Below are 16,570 nucleotides of genomic sequence, written 5' to 3' on the forward strand. Positions count from 1 at the left end.
ACCCCTATTTTCTTAATCAGTTATCCCGCCTAACTTAGCTGCCGTCACAGTTACTAAGTCTTCAACCTTCAGCCCCATTTGCACACCAATTTTGCCGCCGCTCACAACAATATTTTCAAGGTAAGATGCACTTTCATCAATCATTGTCGGATACAGCTTTTTCATACCCACTGGGGAGCATCCACCTCGAATATAACCCGTCCATTTTTGAATATCTTTCACCGCAATCATCTCGAGCTTTTTCTCATCTGCAAGCTGTGCTGCTTTTTTTAAGTTAAGTTCTTTTTCAACGGGAATAATGCATACATATAGTTGCTTACTAACTCCTTGTGTCACAAGTGTCTTGTATACGAATTTTGTGTCTCGGCCAAGTTTCTCCGCAACTGAAACACCGTCTATTTTTCCATCATTAGAATCATATGTCATTAACTCATAAGAGATTTTTTTACTATCTAATAATCTCATCGCATTCGTTTTTGCTTGCTTCATCATTTTCACCTCAACACTACTATACAAAATACAGGAAGCCCTACTGTGAACCGTTATGGTTTTCCGATCACTGGGAATGCATTTAAAATCATTTCTAATTCTTTGATAAGTTTTGGTAAATAGGACTGATCCGATTCAAATTCAGAGGTTAACACTGCGCCGTCTCCATTTGGATAGCAGGTTTCAAAAGACCATAATAGTTTCCCAAAGTGACTCATTTTACATTCCATTTCTATAAAACTGTCTAAGTTAACGAGTATAGCATTTCCTTTTAAATCTTTGTTCATCGACTTCAATCCATTCAAAAACCTCAAAATTTCATCTGTTCTTAAATAGGCTTCAAAGTCAACAGAGTATCCTGGAATCTTTATTTGAATTCTTGAAGTAATCCAGTTAATATCCCAGTAATTTTTAGTTTCAGGATGACTTCTTCTAACTACATCGATTGTTATGTTTGTATCTACTCCAATAATACTAAATTCCATATTTTCACCCTTTATAAAAGGTGCGTGAACACATACTTCACACACCTCTCTTTATAATTTAGTACCACAATTAGTACAAAATCTCGCATCATGATCATTGACATGATTACATGATTTACAAGCCTGTACGAGGCTCGTTCCACATTCGTCGCAGAAATTACTAGTTGCTGCATTTTGATTTTGACATCGTGGACAAGTAACGTGCTGTTGCAGCGATGGATCTTGCTTTACCGATTTAGAGATTACAGATAGACCTTCTGAAGTTTCCTTTGCTAAATAATTGAATGTATCTTTCGCTACTGGTGCATATTCTCGTGCTTGATATTTTGCAACAGTGCTGCCATATCCAAAGCCAGTTAAAATAAATCCAACAAACGAAACAGGCATACCTACAAAGAATAACCAAAACTTTTCCGGCTCTTCAAACGGTTGCAGCGAAAAAAAGTCAATGAATGCAATTATCATACAGAGGAGACCACCTATAAAAACAACGGGTCCTAAAAATCTAAACAACGTTCTTGTCTTTACATGTTCATCGGTTATAAATTTATCTGATTTCATGCTTACACCTTCTTGTTTTATTTTTCTATTCTACGAGTTAAACACATAAAAGTTTCGTATTAGTTAGTTTCAACAAGAAGTCGATAAACCCTCTAATTGTTCAACTTCGGTTAAGAGGTACAAATAGATCTTTCTTAACAAGTTGAGTATCCATTTTCTGCTCACGCTTTTTTCCTATTTTCTTCTTACCTATTTCTACATTAATCGACGTTACATGTTTATAGCTCTCCATCATAAAGTTAATCGCGATGATTGTTATCGTGAAAAATCCGATAGGCGCTAAGAAAACCCATGGCGCTGACACAAAGGAATAAAACCCATCGCCAATTAATCCCGACCATTCATTTGTTATTGAACTTGGTGGGTCATTCACAAATCGATCATATGTAACATGCGTTCCTCCTAAAAACAGCTTGAAGATCCCTAAGTGTGCTAGAATGATTAACACTTGTATCATTTGCTGTCCAAATAGGATCACAATTCTTTCTTTTAGATGCGGAAGAATGTGCTTCCAAATTAGAAAAAACCTAGTTGCACCTAATATTTTTGAACTTTGTATGAATTCCCTCCTAAGTATTAATTCTACTTCATTACTTATTAAAGAAGAAAGCATCGGAAGTGTAAGCAATGTTAATAACAAAACCTGCAGTACTAGCCTTTCAATATACGAATAATAAAATACGCCTGGATATTGCTCCCATAGAATTGGTTCTAATACATATACAGCTAACAATGTTAATGGGATATAATGAAATGACTCTGAAAATGCATTAAGGTACTTTTGTAATCGTTGTGAGTATACACCTATCGATAACCCAATAATTAGTGAAAAAACAATTCTTAAGAGAGCAATAATGAACGCTATAATAATTGTGTGTTTTGCCCCATCTATCGACTTCATAAGTAAATCGAAACCTAACAAATCAGTCCCAAGAGGCAACCACCAATGTGGAGCGATTGGAGCCGAATCAATCACATTACCTTTATCATCATATAAAATTCGGATTTGTCTAAATTCCCCATTATGAGCTATTTCCACATAAAAACTACTAATTAATATAATTACAAAAAAAGATAATCCAATTATGAATAGTGGTTGTTTAAATAAATGTCGAATACTACATCACCTTCTTATTTTTTTCTACAGCTAATTCACATGCAGTATTTAGGATAAATGTCGGAATAAAGAGTAATAGCAAGCCAATCACGAATACTTCTGGGCTAATATATTGAAAGATAAAAGTTGTTATTCCCGGTATGTTAAACATTCTCTCCAAGATTAATAAATTCGTTAGCATAAACCACATTACATTCTTAGAGTTGTTGACTAAACTGACCGTAATGTTTGGTAAAATATGTTTATACATAATGGTCATCATTCCGATTCCTTTACCTTTTGCCAGGGTAATATAGTTTCTAGTAAACTCTTCCTCAAATAATGTAATCGTTAATCGAAATAAAAAAACCGCTGGATAAATAGATAAACATACAATGGGTAAGAAATAGATTTTTTCACCAGGTAATGCAGCAAAATTAAAGAAAATCATACCTGTTTTCTTATATAGAAAAATTATAAAAAGTTGAAATGAATAGATTAATAGTAAGTCTGGAATCGAATCTAGCATCGATAGGCTAACCTTCGTCCTTCTTACAAGCTTACTAGGTAATAACAACGTACCAATCGTTAAAAGAATCGAAACAGCATAAGCGATAGCCAAGGAAGAAAATAATAGTATGAGTGAATATGCAATTGGATGAAAGATATGTGGAAACAACGGATATTCTACATTCGGTGTAGGAATATATGTTAAGTCCTCTAAATGAAGAAAACTATTTAATATTACTTTAATGGCATCTAAAAAACCATTTAAGTTAATATACTGACCATCTGAAACCTTGAAAAGTGAAGGAATTCCCCCCACAACAATAATTCCCACAAATGAGAGTGAAAATTTTAATAATGTCTCTCTAAGTTTTTTCATAGCATAATCCCTTTTCCCTTTTTTAGATAACCATATTATATATGGGATTTTTATCCATTTAAATACCTTATTTAAATTTCATTATAATAACAAAAAAATCCCTTCAAATTAGGGATCAAAAAAATTCATTTCAAATGTAGATGATTCCTTACTACTACAATTTTTACGAAAAGAGCCAAAAAAAAAGACCAACGCATAAACGTTGATCTTCTTCATTATATTATGCAGTAGTGTCACCTAATACTACTTGTGCAATATTAACTGAATGGTCACCAATTCGTTCTAAGTTACTCGCGATGTCAACGAAGAATACACCCGCATCTCCAGTACACACCTTTTCGTTAAGACGATTAATATGTGCCTTACGTAATTTACGTTCCATTTCGTCAATACTTCTTTCTTTCACTAACACTTCCTTCGCTAACTCCACATCATTCTGTTCTAATGATTGTAATGATAGCTTGAACGTTTCAAGAGTAAGCTGGAACATTTCGTTTAGTTCACCGATTGCTTCTTCGGAAAGCTTAACCTTTTTGTCTACACGCATTTCAAGTAATTCAATGATATTTTCCGCATGATCACCTACGCGTTCAATATCTCTAATAGTATTTAATAAGGCATTATGCTCTTCTGAATCGATTCCGGTTAAAGATCTCGTTGAAATTTCAACTAAATAATCTGTAATTTTACGGTCAAAGTTGTTAATCGCTTCTTCATATTGATAAACCAATTTAGCATGTTTACTATCTTTTGTATTGAAGAAGTGAATCGATTCGGAAACTGCGTTACCTGCATACTCACCCATTCTTTTGATTTCCTCTTTAGCTTGTCCTAATGCTATGGATGGTGATTGTTCGATGATAGCCGGGTTCAAATGTTTTGTTGTAACATCTACATAGACATCCTCACCAGGAATGATTTTTGTAACAAGCCATGCAAGTACTGCAATGAACGGGAACTGAATGATTGTATTTGATACGTTAAAAATACCGTGAGCAAAGGCTATGGTCATTTCTGGATTTAAATCCAATGCACTTTGTAAGTATCCAATAAATTTTGTATAGAGACCTAAAATAATCATAAATATAATTGTTCCAATAATATTAAATAGGACGTGGACTAAAGCTGCTCTTCGTGCTGATATAGATGCACCAATAGCAGCCAAGACAGCCGTAATTGTCGTACCAATGTTGTCTCCAAATAATACTGGTAATGCTGCTTTAAGGTTAATTGCTCCTTGAGCAAACAACTCCTGTAAAATCCCGATTGTTGCACTCGAGCTTTGAACGATAAGTGTAAATACTGTTCCTACAGTTACACCTAGTAAAGCATTATTACTCATCGTTAGCGTTAGTTGTCTAAATTCTTCTAATGATCGAAGTGGTTTCATTCCTGCACTCATTAATTCTAATCCGAGGAACAAAGCACCAAAACCAAAAATAATCTGTCCTGCTGCGTTTATTTGCTTATTACGGAAGAAGTAAAGTAAAAACGTACCTACAGCAATAATTGGAAGTGCATACTCACCAATATCAATACCAATGATAAAAGCTGTAACCGTAGTACCAATATTCGCCCCCATAATAACACCAATTGCTTGTCTCAGTGTCATAAATCCTGCACTAACTAAAGCCACAGTAAGAGCGGTTGTTCCAGAACTGGATTGAATTAAAATTGTGATAAAAATACCAGCTAAAACTCCCATGAAAGGGTTCGTTGTGAACCGATCCAAAATACTTCTTAGACGATCTCCAGCTGCCTCTTGAAGACCTTCGCCCATAAATTTGAGACCGAATAAAAATATCCCTAAGCCTCCAAAAAATCCAAATAACATTTCCTGAACATTTAAGTCCATACCTACACTCCTTTTACGCCCGTGTCAATGCGATTAGTATCTTCATCGACATATGTATCTTTGCTATTATGTGTATCTCTTCTGTGTACACTATCTACTCTACTTAATAAAGATCAAAGTGTACAAACGAAATAATACAATGAATCCTTTACAGTTACAATTAATTAATAAAATCTTTACAAAATCTTAATATTAGAATTTTCCCATTATTCAAAACAAATAGCCAATCGAATCATATCTCGGCACATAATACCATTTTCAATGATTTCTTCCGGGTAATGACGTATAAAGAAATCAGTCTCTATACTCGTTATTCGAAACCCACATTTTTGATACAGTGCTAGCTGTCCAATACTTGAGTTCCCTGTTCCCACTTCCATTGTTTTATAGCCTTCTTCTTTAGCAGTTTGGATAGCGTGTAAAATTAAATCTTTGCCAATTCCTAATCCCTGATGTCCTTCAGAAACTGCTATGTTAACTAACTCAATTGTTTCAGGTCGTGTTGGTAACAATACATAGACACCTACTACTTCTTGATTGACTTCAGCCACATAGCAAATCCCTCTTGGCAAGTAACTTTTTACAATATGTTCTGAAGGATCTGCAAGTAATAGTAAGTCTATAGGTCGTTCTTCGTTTTGTGATAGTTTTCGGATAGTAATCATGTTTTCACCTCGATTTGTGGTTTTCGCTGATATATATATTGTTTCGCTGGTATATATTTAAATCGTCGAAACCTTGTTTATTTTCGCCGATAAATCTTTCAAAATCGCCGATAAGCTTGTAGTTTCCGCCGAAAAACAGTAAAAAATCGCCGAAATAAAACTCTTTCGCCGATTAAGGTAACTTTTCGCCGATAAAAATCAACAACCTTATGGATGTTAGCTTCGAGTCAGCTCAAAGTGTTCTTCTTCTATACGTACAATTGTTAAATCTAGATGATTCTCTTGAAGTTTCTTCACTAAACTTTCAACTCCAAAGATTTCTGTGAACGTATGACTACCAACTAATAGATTTATACCTATGAACTGTGCGTACTGTATCGTGTATAGAGTTGCTTCACCTGTTATGTATGTATCACAACCCTCTTCGAACGCTTTTCGTATGTTATCTGTAGAATGTCCAGCACCTGTGAGAATACCAATTTTTTTAACTTTCTTTTGATTGTTTTTCCAAGCGCGAACTGGCTCGTCTAACGCAGTAGTCATTCGTTCTACAAGTTTGTCAAATTCGATGGGGTCTGTAAACTTCCCAATGCCTGGGATATCCCCCTCTATATACATGGAATGACGAATGACGGTATCTACACGTAATTCATTCATTAAGGCAGTAGATGTACCAAAGTCAATGTAATCCAAAGGACCATGAATCCAGAAGTGACTGATATTATATTCCTCAAGCTTTTTAACACAAGCTTCTTGTAAGCCATATATAAAATCCCAAGCATCATGATGTGTAACCAACAAATCCACCTTTTCTACTGCTGCTCTCTCGATCACCTCGAGAGAAAGATTGGTTGAATAGCCAACTTTTGAAATCGTTGTATTCGATGTATTTGTATAACCGAAGTCATCATGAAACTGTTGTAAAAGCTCTGTTCCAAAGAGGTTTTCTATTGTTTCTTTAAATTGTTCTAACTTCATATTTCCCTACCCCACTTAACCAATTTCTTACATCGTAACATAAGAAAACAGGTAGTAAAACAGAAAAAAGCACTTAAATAAGTGCTCATCAATCACCCACCACTCACTGGCGGAATAAGTGCAACTGTATCACCAGCTTTGATGATATCTTCTTCAACTGAATATTCTTCGTTTATTGCAACCATGACATTTTCTACATTTGTTAACGAGTGCTTGTCCATTAACAATTCAAGCAGTTCTTTAACTGTCATTTGTTCTTGGTCTAATGTTAGTCGGTCTGTGCCAACTTGATCTTTTAAGTGCGCAAATAATAACACATTAATCAATGATGTCTTCCTCCTCTGGGTGCCCTTTTGGATAAGCTATCGTCTCACGTTGATCGCCAATCCACATCTCTCCATCTTCCCAATGTTCCTTTTTCCATATCGGTACAATTTCTTTAATTCGTTCAATTGCGTATTCATTTGCCTCATACGCATCTTTGCGATGTGGTGTGGAAACGGCAATTACAACGGCAATATCGGAAATATCTAATCGACCAATTCGGTGTGTAATCGCAACCTTTGCTTCTGGCCATTTCTCTTGAATCTCAGTTCCAATTTGCTCAAGCTTTTTCTCTGCCATCGGTACGTATGATTCATATTGTAAGTAAAGAGTTTTCTTTCCTTTAGTTAATTCCCGAACTGTCCCGATAAACGTTGTGATCGCCCCTGCATTTCGGTCTACTACTTTATCAATTATTAATTGTGTTTGAATTGGTTCATTTATCACTTCAAAACGTTTTAGTTCCAAGTTCATTGTCCTCTCACAGCATTCATTAAATAAGTTAAGTATGCTGCTTCTTCTTTTCTCGTAAAATACGGATATTTCAATTCTCCAAGTGATTCAACTGAAATGACTGCCTCAATATTGGATAAGTCTTTAATCAACTTCAGATCTTCTTTGTCTCGAAGCAACACGACCTTCGGATAACGTTCATTTTTATACCCTTCAACAAGCACAATATCCACAAACAACATTTCATAAAGAGCTAGCATATTGTCTAACGTCAAAGAAGCATCAGCAGTAAGGTGAATCGTGCCTTCTCCTTCTACTGCAACAACAGAAGCTCCCGCTTTACGATGTAGGCCTGTATCCTTTCCTTGGTCACCTATCGCTGGTTTTCCACCATGACCGTGGTGCTTAATTGTTCCGACCTTAATGCCTTCTTCTGTTAGCTTATGAATGAGCTTTGTGACGAGCGTTGTTTTCCCGCTGTTTTGAAAGCCTACTACTTGCAGGACCTTTATCCCCAAGGCCATTCACTTCCTTCATCTACTTCTAATAAAAGTACATCTACCTGTCTTCCTTTTTCAAATCCCCGAGTTCCACCGGGCAGCATCATTAAGGCATTTGCTGTTGCTAAAGACGATACAGCATTCGATTTATCAAACCCGCTCGGAGCCACTGATAGCTGTCCATTCGTAAAGTCAAGACGACTACGAACGAAACGAGTAAACGGATTAGGCTTCGGATAATTTGCGTTCAACATAGCTTGTACCTTTTGTAAATGTGGCTTTGTATTGAATAAATACGTTTGAATAACAGGTCTAGTAAAAAGTTCAAACCCTACATAGCAGGCAGAAGGATTACCAGATAATCCAAATAGTAATTTTCCATTCAACTCTGCTACCGTCGTTACACTACCAGGTCTCATTGCAACCTTATTAAATAAGACGTTAGCACCCAGCCTTTCATAAATATCGGGCAAATAATCATAATCACCAACCGAAACTCCACCTGTTGTGATGAGCATGTCTACTTCTTGAAGAGCGTTCGCAACCTTGTCATAGCAATACTCAAAATCATCTGGCAGCATCCCAAGATAACTCGCGTCTGCACCTCTTCTTTCGATTTGGGCACATACCATGTATGAATTACTGTTTCGAATTTTCCCTGGTTCAAGAGTATCCGCTACATCCAATAACTCTGTACCCGTCGCAAAAACACCGATCTTCGGTTTCTTGGCTACCTTCACCTCTGCATATCCAAAGGTTGCCAAGAGCGCTTGTATACCAGGATTAATTTTAGTACCCTTTTCTACTAGCACTGTTCCTTTTTGGGTATCTTCACCTTCAAAGGAAATATTATCACCTGGTTTATACGCACGCTTTATTGATATATATTTCTTACCATCACGTTCCGTTTCCTTTGCTAATTCAAGCATGACAACTGCATTACATTCTTTCGGCATTTGTGCACCTGTCATAATACGAACTGCTTGGAAAGGTAATACTACCTTTCCTGCAACAGCCCCAGCCCCAATCTCCTCTATCACTTCAAATTCCACTGAATTATCTATATTTGCAAGTGTACTATCTTCAGCACGAATAGCAAAACCATCATAAGGAGATCGATCAAATGGTGGCACATGATGTGTCGCAACTAAATCTTCAGCTAAATAACGATGATAAGCATTATATATAGGAACTAACTCACTTTCTCCCTGCTTCGCAAAATTTATAACACGATGAACCGCTTCTCCTACAGAAATCGGTTTTCTAATTTCAACCATAAGGTCACCTCAAAAAAATCTAATATTAGTTAATTTAGCATAAATCCACGTCCGTTTCACTTTTCATGCATAAAAAAATTTGGGCGGTGCCAGGCACCACCCGAATTTTGTCGAAAAAAAAAACACATTCATTCCATTCAAAATAAAAAAAACAGGATCACTGTACATGATCCCGTTCATACTATCGATTTTGTAACCGTCCATGATCCCCTTGCACTCGTTCGGCCCATCTTTTTAAAGCCGATATCTTCATCTCAATAAAAGGTTGCGTCGTTGTTCTGATAAAGTCACTTGAGAGAAGGATGGTCAAAATAAGCGAAACAATGGACATGACAATAATCTGCTCTGATTCATTTAAGACATTTACTAAGCTACTGTTTCTAAACGACTTAATGAAAAAGCCATGTAGTAGATACACATAAAGTGTTCTTGTTCCCCACTTCGTAAAGAACATCTCCCTAGAAGGTACTAACGCTAAAAAACTCATCGTTGTTAAAAACGAAAGTGCGTACACTCCTAGTCTAGTTAAAGCACCTGTTAAACCATATGCATCGAGTACTACGTATGGTTTTGAACCAAATAACCATTGATGCTCAAACCCTGTGTAAAAATAGAAGCAAATAAACGTAACCACTAGAACACTAACAGAAAAAATCTTAATCTTTGTTTCTCGTATTTTTTTGAATTGCTCTCTATTTAAAAAGTATCCGACTAAAAACAATGGAAAGAATACGAAAGTTCGGGAAAGACTTAAAAATGAATTCACTTCGTTTACATATCCAACTAATACACCTAGTGTGATAGCTATAAATATTGCATAACCAGGCTTTAACTTCGTATAGCCATACAGCATAACATTCCAGAAAAACAAACTAATCAAAAACCATAACGACCAATGTGGATCCAATGGATTAACGGAAGAGACTTCTCTCCCTTGAATAAAGTAGTAAAAAAATGAGTAGATACCTTGAAAAACTAAATACGGCAATATCAACTTTTTCGCGACACTTTTCAAGTAACCTTCTTTTTTAAACCCTTTTGCAAAATAGCCAGATATGAGAATAAACGCTGGCATGTGAAACAAATAGATGGTGTTATATAACGTTAATACAATTTTATTATCGTTTACATAAGATTGGATAAAATGTCCAAATACAACCAAAAAGATTAATAAAAATTTTGCATTATCATAATAAGCGTCTCTTTTATTCATGGTGACCTCCACATACGTCTTGTAGACAACTTGTTAGTGCAATTTTGTTTGATTGAAACTGCCTTGTCTCTATAAGTTTCGAAGAGTTTGACTGTAAACCGACCATTGTAATCATTTCGTCATGATATTGTAAAATAGCTTTTGCACTCCAGTATCCAAGGCGGACAATAAGCATAGTCTTTTAGACTTTCAAAACCAAATTAGATTAGAATATCAATTTATTTACCCGCAATCAGGAACCTTTAAACGCCCATTTTTAATAGAATAAGCTACAAGAGATCACCAATTCTCATAGGTTAGCTTTGTAAAGAACATTAAGGGAGAGGTAAGTGAATGGAATGGAACAAAAAACGTTAGCATGGCATGAAACATTGGAATTACATGAAATTACAGCTTATAACTCAATTGGATTGATGAAGTTGAAAAAAGGAATAGAAGAAATTGAAGATACAGAATTAAAAGGGATTTATACGAAGTCGATTGAGGCACTAGAAACTAGTATAAAAGAGCTTATGCAGTTTTACCCTTATGCTCCTAAGCCTGGTCATTCGAGTGAATATCGCAATGACGTTGGTTTCTTTGCCGGAGATTTGCTGGCTTTCACGAAGTCAGGTGTCCGTAACTATGCAGTTGCCATAACTGAAACAGCTACTCCGCAGCTGCGTGACGTCTTAACCAAGCAGCTTAATATAATGATTAAACTACACGAGCAGATTTTTATGTTCATGTACAAAGAAGGTTTGTATCCTTCCTATGACCTTAAAACACTTCTTGAACACGATGTAACGTTGGCTCATAAAGCACTATCTATGTAATAACTAGTAAATCAACATAAAAAGCATTGACCCAGGACCAATGCTTTTTATGTTGCACTATTTCTTCAATATGATTGTAAAGGTCGTACCTTGTTGTTCTTGACTTGTCACCATAATCTCACCGTTATACTTCTCGACAAGGCGTTTCGCTATGGCCAATCCAAGTCCCGTACCTCCGCCTTCTCGACTCCTCGCCTTATCTACTCGATAAAAACGGTTAAACACTTTACCTAGGTCTTCACTTGGGATACCAATACCCGCATCTTTAACTTCAATGATGACATTTTCATCCTTATTCGATACTAGAACTTGGATATATTTTGCGTCAGCAGAGTATTTCACTGCATTATCTAGCAAGATCATAATAATCTGTTCAAGATGATGCCTCGATATACTCACTTTTAGCATTCCAGTTGTGACATCTTCAAAGGTAATGTGAAAATCAGGATGTAACACAGCTACGTTTTTCGTTAATTGCTCAATAATCTCAGATACCTCGATGGGTTCAATATCAGATGGAAGAATTGCTTCTGAACGAGTTAACTCTAATAACTCAAGCACAAGTTTACGGAGTCTCGTTACCTCTTGCATACTCGCCTGCAACGACTCATCTAATACTTCAGAATCGTTCTTCCCCCAACGATTCAGCATAGATAAATGTCCTTCTAAAACAGCAATCGGTGTACGTAGCTCATGGGAAGCATCCTCAATAAATTGTTTTTGCTGATTAATAGTATCTTCGACTGTATCCATCATTCCGTTAAAAATACGAGTGAGTTCTGTTACTTCATCATGAAGTTGAGTTTCTTTCACTCGCGTCTGGAACCCTTCATCTTTTATTTTAATCATTGCATGGTTTAACTCTTTTAATGGTGTAATGTATTGCCTTGAAATTAATATACCGCTAAGTATACTAATGATCATCGTTGCAATGGCAAAGCCTATCGTAATCCATAAAATAATTTTTGTCACTTCATGAAACGTAGTTAAGTTCCGAACGACTTCAACAGTCCCTTGAAACGAACGAGTTTGAATATGCACCCATGTGACAATATAATGCTCACCTTCGACTCGGATTTCCTCAATTCCCTCTCGTGATGGGTAATTGGCAATTGATAGCTTTTTCGGAAATTCATTGGAAACAGAGATCATTAAGTCTTGATTCATATCCAAAATGCGAATGAGTTGGTGGCGATCGTTTAGTTTCAGCAGTAGCGTTTCCATATCGTTACGATTAATTTCTTGGAACGGTCGGTTTGCTTGTTCATAATAGGCCGCTACTTCTTCTTTCGTTTTTATTACTGCTTCTTTTTCCTGTGATAGAAGCCAATTATATAGAAGCTCATATTGTACAAAGCTAAATACTAAGAATGTAATAAACATTAAGACCGAAGACGAAAAAGTAAGTCTCCACCTTAACGGAACATTTCGAAAATAACGGATCAGCTTTTTCATGATCGCATCACGTAGCCAGTACCACGTACCGTTTGAATAAAGCTTTCAGCTTCATTTGAATCGAGCTTATGACGCAGGTAACGAATATACACATCTACAACATTTGTCTCCACTTCTGATTCATAACCCCAGACTTTATTTAAGAGCGTTTCACGTGACATCACAATATTTTTGTTGATCATTAGTACATATAATAGTTCGTACTCTCTCTTCGTTAACTCGATAATCTCTCCATCCTTTTTTACTTGCCTTGCTTGTACTTCAAGCGTTAAGTTTCGATACGTTACCATTTCTTCATTCGTTGTTTGACTATTAGGTTGTGTTCGTCGTAATAACGCTCGTAATCTAGCAAGCAACTCTTCAATCGCAAATGGTTTTGCAATATAGTCATCAGCTCCGCTATCTAGACCAGACACTTTATCCATCACACTATCTCGTGCTGTGATCATAATAATAGGTGTTGTTTTGACACTCCGAATTCTTCTGCACACTTCCACCCCGTTTAACTCAGGAAGCATCAAATCTAGTAAAATACAATCCCACTCTGTATCAAGAGCCTTCGCTAATCCAGTTCGACCATTGTCTGCCGTCTCCACTTCATAGCCTTCATACATCAGCTCAAGTTCAAGAAAGCGAGTGATATTCTTCTCATCTTCTATAATTAAAATTCGTTTCATTCTTGTCACGCTCACTTTAGTTCTTTGCTTTTTATTATATATCTTTTTGTTAAGGCTGTGGTACTATCGGCTTTTGTTATAAAGACTGTTTTCGCATAGATTGCTGGTTTTTGAACAAGTCTGGATATAAGTATTGAGAAAGGTTTCGGAGGCATCTTTTCGTCAAAGCAATGAGAATCTCAAACGATTATAGATTTTCATGTAACCAATGTTACGAAAAGAGCCATTATAAAAAGAGCTATCACCTATTGATGATAGCTTCAATTTTCACTTATGATTCTCCAGGTATAGATTCAAGTGTCATTTTCGTTTCAGTTAATTCACCATTTCGATAATAGGAAATTGAGATCGTATCTCCTACCTTTTTCTTTTGGTATAAATATTTTCTCAGCTGGACCATGGATTCGATTTTTTCACCGTCTAACTTCACAATAACATCCAGCTCTTGTAACCCAGCTTTAGCAGCAGGTGAGTTAGGTCCTACTTGTTCGATAAACACTCCTTCCGTTACATCACTTGGCAATTTGAATGTATGCTGCCAGTGATAGCTTGCTACATCTGCTAACGAACGAGTTGCTACTCCTAAGTATGGACGAATTACTTTGCCATGAACCTCTAGACTTTCAATGATTGGAATGGCAATTGAAATGGGAATGGAAAATCCAATACCTTCAACAGATGTTTGATTAATCTTCATCGAGTTAATTCCGATTACATCTCCATTTGCGTTAACAAGTGCACCTCCACTGTTACCAGGGTTAATCGCAGCATCAGTCTGCAAGACATCCGCTTCCCAATCAGCTGAGCCGTCTTGATTGTAGTCAACGGGTATAGAACGGTCTAACCCACTGATGATCCCTTGCGTCACCGAACCAGAAAACTCAAGACCTAGTGGATTACCAATCGCAAGAACAGGTTCACCTAGTTTAATATTATCTGAGGATGCAAATGTTGCAACATGCTTAACTTCAGCAGCATCAATTTCAATTACAGCTAGGTCCATATATATATCCTCACCTAGCAGTTTACCTGATACGCGCTTTCCATCTTCTAAACTAATTTCAATTTTACTTGCTCCGTTAACAACATGACTATTCGTTACAACGTAAGCCTTTCCATCTTCTTTCTTATAAATAACACCAGATCCAGTTCCTGCCTCTTGGTCTGGCTGTAGCATACGATTATTTTGAATATTAATGACTCCTACTACGGCACCACTTGCTTTTTCTATTGCTTTTGTAATTTGCGTTTCAAAATTCATACTTACCGTTTCAATCGAATTCGTCATTGCTGGAACATCCGCCTGACTTTTTGTATCTGAAATCTTATTCTCTAAACTGTTTGGAGATACAACCGCAAGTGTAACGGCTGATCCAATGCAAGCAGCTGCTAAACTTGAGACAAACGTTGTTGGAAACTTTCTCTTTCGTCCAAGACGTAACTGTGTATGTTCATCATAATAACCCATTTTGCTTCAAACTCCTTTTTTACAACTCTGTTAATCATATAGTACTTCGATATCCTTAAAATAAACTGAAAGAAAGATTAGAAATTGATTAGAATTTTATCATTAAAAGGCTGTGCTTACTATCTATGTTGATTTTGAAACAATAGTTGATTGTAACGGAAATCAACTATTGTTTAACTGGTCAATTAAAAATGGAATAACGACGGAGATTCTACCATTTCACATTTCTAAGCCGTTTAGAGCACTTTATTCGTTCAAGTACATACTGAATAAAATATAATAATAAACCATTTATCATCATGAAAGTGAAATATTGACTCCTCTTCATTTTCCCTAATTCTGCAATGCGTAGCTTTTGGAACAACCACACTCCTGGGTAAGCAAGTACGAAATTCACAACTGAATTCACAAGTAGAAAGGATTTTACCTTTCCAAATGTAAGTTTTAACATCCATAAACAACTCGCTAAATACGGGCCTATATGAAAGGGAATGCTCCCTTCAAGAAACCTGGTTTTATAAAACCACAACCAGTGGTTCTTAGTAGCAACTGCAAATTGAGCTTGCATCATAATCGTAAGAAGCAAACTTGCAATTCCATATTTACTTATTCCTTTTTTCCCAATAAAAAGAAGAGAGATCCATGAAAGCACCATATTGCTTAGTAAAAATAGTATTTTTCGATTCAAGTATGTGCCCCTTTCCACCGGCTGATAGTGCCCAAAAGTCCTTATACTATACATACTTGCCAAAAATGAAATGACGTAACCATAAAAAAAACACCGTGTTAGCTTAACACGGAGAATCGTCATGTTTATTTTTTATTGTAGCAAAAGCATGTCGTAATATGGTCATTCACCATTCCAGTTGCTTGCATATAAGCGTAACAAATCGTACTACCAACAAACTTAAATCCCCTTTTTTTTAGATCCTTGCTCATCTTGTCACTAATCTCTGATGTTGCCGGCACTTCAGACAAATCATTAAAATGGTTTTGAATAGGCATTCCACCTACAAACGACCAAATATAATCACGAAAAGAACCGTATTCCTCAACAATTTTCAAGTATGCTTTCGCATTTGTAATGACTGCATTAATTTTTAGTTTATTTCGAACAATACCTGCATTTTGAAGTAACTCTTCTACTTTTTCATCATTGTAGTTCGAGATTTTTATCGGATCAAAATGATCAAATGCCACACGGTAATGATCTCGTTTTTTTAAGATGGTATACCAACTCAAGCCAGCTTGTGCTCCCTCTAAATTTAAAAGCTCAAACAATTTTTGATCATCATAAACTGGAACTCCCCATTCATTGTCATGATAATCCATGTAAAGCGGATCTTCATTCACCCAACCACACCTACTCACGT

General features: G+C 36.2%; 19 protein-coding genes. 1 reads left to right on the forward strand and 18 read right to left on the reverse strand.

Going from position 1 to position 16,570, the window contains the following annotated elements:
* Nucleotides 1–12 precede the first annotated feature (12 nt).
* The 13 genes from ybaK to JR050_RS14030 form a co-directional block, all read right to left on the reverse strand.
* Nucleotides 13–489, reverse strand: a complete 477-nt coding sequence (gene ybaK / locus JR050_RS13970) for a Cys-tRNA(Pro) deacylase (RefSeq protein ID WP_204204205.1) — start codon at nucleotides 487–489, stop codon at nucleotides 13–15.
* A 53-nt stretch (nucleotides 490–542) separates the two neighbouring features.
* Nucleotides 543–974: a WapI family immunity protein gene (locus JR050_RS13975; protein ID WP_204204122.1), complete on the reverse strand. Its 432-nt coding sequence runs from the start codon at nucleotides 972–974 to the stop codon at nucleotides 543–545.
* A gap of 51 nt (nucleotides 975–1,025) precedes the next feature.
* A complete protein-coding gene (locus JR050_RS13980; protein WP_204204123.1) occupies nucleotides 1,026–1,535 on the reverse strand; it encodes a zinc ribbon domain-containing protein in 510 nt (169 codons plus the stop codon).
* A gap of 100 nt (nucleotides 1,536–1,635) precedes the next feature.
* Complete coding sequence (locus JR050_RS20715) at nucleotides 1,636–2,574, reverse strand: ABC transporter permease subunit (RefSeq protein ID WP_204204124.1); 939 nt, start codon at nucleotides 2,572–2,574, stop codon at nucleotides 1,636–1,638.
* A gap of 79 nt (nucleotides 2,575–2,653) precedes the next feature.
* On the reverse strand, nucleotides 2,654–3,517 hold the full coding sequence (locus JR050_RS13990; protein ID WP_204204125.1) for an ABC transporter permease subunit: 864 nt from the start codon (nucleotides 3,515–3,517) through the stop codon (nucleotides 2,654–2,656).
* 220 nt (nucleotides 3,518–3,737) lie between these two features.
* A complete protein-coding gene (locus tag JR050_RS13995; protein ID WP_204204126.1) occupies nucleotides 3,738–5,372 on the reverse strand; it encodes a Na/Pi cotransporter family protein in 1,635 nt (544 codons plus the stop codon).
* A gap of 206 nt (nucleotides 5,373–5,578) precedes the next feature.
* Complete coding sequence (locus tag JR050_RS14000; protein WP_204204206.1) at nucleotides 5,579–6,034, reverse strand: GNAT family N-acetyltransferase; 456 nt, start codon at nucleotides 6,032–6,034, stop codon at nucleotides 5,579–5,581.
* A 219-nt stretch (nucleotides 6,035–6,253) separates the two neighbouring features.
* Nucleotides 6,254–7,015, reverse strand: coding sequence for a Nif3-like dinuclear metal center hexameric protein (locus JR050_RS14005; protein ID WP_204204127.1), 762 nt, complete (start codon nucleotides 7,013–7,015; stop codon nucleotides 6,254–6,256).
* Nucleotides 7,016–7,107: 92 nt separating this feature from the next.
* Entirely contained in the window at nucleotides 7,108–7,341 is a 234-nt protein-coding gene (gene moaD, locus JR050_RS14010) for a molybdopterin converting factor subunit 1 (protein WP_204204128.1), read from the reverse strand.
* Nucleotides 7,334–7,807 carry a molybdenum cofactor biosynthesis protein MoaE gene (locus JR050_RS14015; protein WP_239454409.1) on the reverse strand — a complete coding sequence of 158 codons (474 nt, stop codon included), beginning with the start codon at nucleotides 7,805–7,807 and terminating at the stop codon, nucleotides 7,334–7,336. Before JR050_RS14015 ends, moaD begins: the two co-directional genes overlap by 8 nt.
* 2 nt (nucleotides 7,808–7,809) lie before the next feature.
* On the reverse strand, nucleotides 7,810–8,316 hold the full coding sequence (gene mobB / locus JR050_RS14020) for a molybdopterin-guanine dinucleotide biosynthesis protein B (RefSeq protein WP_239454410.1): 507 nt from the start codon (nucleotides 8,314–8,316) through the stop codon (nucleotides 7,810–7,812).
* Complete coding sequence (locus JR050_RS14025; RefSeq protein WP_204204130.1) at nucleotides 8,301–9,569, reverse strand: molybdopterin molybdotransferase MoeA; 1,269 nt, start codon at nucleotides 9,567–9,569, stop codon at nucleotides 8,301–8,303. The genes mobB and JR050_RS14025 overlap by 16 nt, the downstream gene beginning before the upstream one ends.
* Before the next feature lie 181 nt (nucleotides 9,570–9,750).
* A complete protein-coding gene (locus JR050_RS14030) occupies nucleotides 9,751–10,782 on the reverse strand; it encodes an acyltransferase family protein (protein WP_204204131.1) in 1,032 nt (343 codons plus the stop codon).
* Nucleotides 10,783–11,120: 338 nt separating this feature from the next.
* Here JR050_RS14030 and JR050_RS14035 point away from each other — a divergent pair, with 338 nt between their 5' ends.
* On the forward strand, nucleotides 11,121–11,597 hold the full coding sequence (locus tag JR050_RS14035; protein ID WP_204204208.1) for a spore coat protein: 477 nt from the start codon (nucleotides 11,121–11,123) through the stop codon (nucleotides 11,595–11,597).
* Between the two features lie 57 nt (nucleotides 11,598–11,654).
* On the opposite strand, the gene JR050_RS14040 is transcribed toward JR050_RS14035, so the two are convergent.
* From JR050_RS14040 to JR050_RS14060, 5 genes are all read right to left on the reverse strand, one after another.
* Nucleotides 11,655–13,052, reverse strand: a complete 1,398-nt coding sequence (locus tag JR050_RS14040) for a sensor histidine kinase (protein WP_204204132.1) — start codon at nucleotides 13,050–13,052, stop codon at nucleotides 11,655–11,657.
* Complete coding sequence (locus tag JR050_RS14045; RefSeq protein WP_204204133.1) at nucleotides 13,049–13,729, reverse strand: response regulator transcription factor; 681 nt, start codon at nucleotides 13,727–13,729, stop codon at nucleotides 13,049–13,051. The genes JR050_RS14040 and JR050_RS14045 overlap by 4 nt, the downstream gene beginning before the upstream one ends.
* A 271-nt stretch (nucleotides 13,730–14,000) precedes the next feature.
* The gene (locus JR050_RS14050; protein WP_204204134.1) at nucleotides 14,001–15,197 is read right to left on the reverse strand and encodes a S1C family serine protease; all 1,197 of its coding nucleotides are present in this window, start codon (nucleotides 15,195–15,197) and stop codon (nucleotides 14,001–14,003) included.
* A 211-nt stretch (nucleotides 15,198–15,408) separates the two neighbouring features.
* Nucleotides 15,409–15,885, reverse strand: coding sequence for a Cir/Yir/Bir family protein (locus tag JR050_RS14055; RefSeq protein ID WP_204204135.1), 477 nt, complete (start codon nucleotides 15,883–15,885; stop codon nucleotides 15,409–15,411).
* A gap of 125 nt (nucleotides 15,886–16,010) precedes the next feature.
* Nucleotides 16,011–16,568 carry a DNA-3-methyladenine glycosylase I gene (locus JR050_RS14060; protein WP_204204136.1) on the reverse strand — a complete coding sequence of 186 codons (558 nt, stop codon included), beginning with the start codon at nucleotides 16,566–16,568 and terminating at the stop codon, nucleotides 16,011–16,013.
* Between the last annotated feature and the right edge of the window lie 2 nt (nucleotides 16,569–16,570).

It is taken from the genome of Bacillus suaedaesalsae, from assembly GCF_016890225.1.
GTDB classification, from domain to species: domain Bacteria; phylum Bacillota; class Bacilli; order Bacillales; family SA4; genus Bacillus_BS; species Bacillus_BS suaedaesalsae.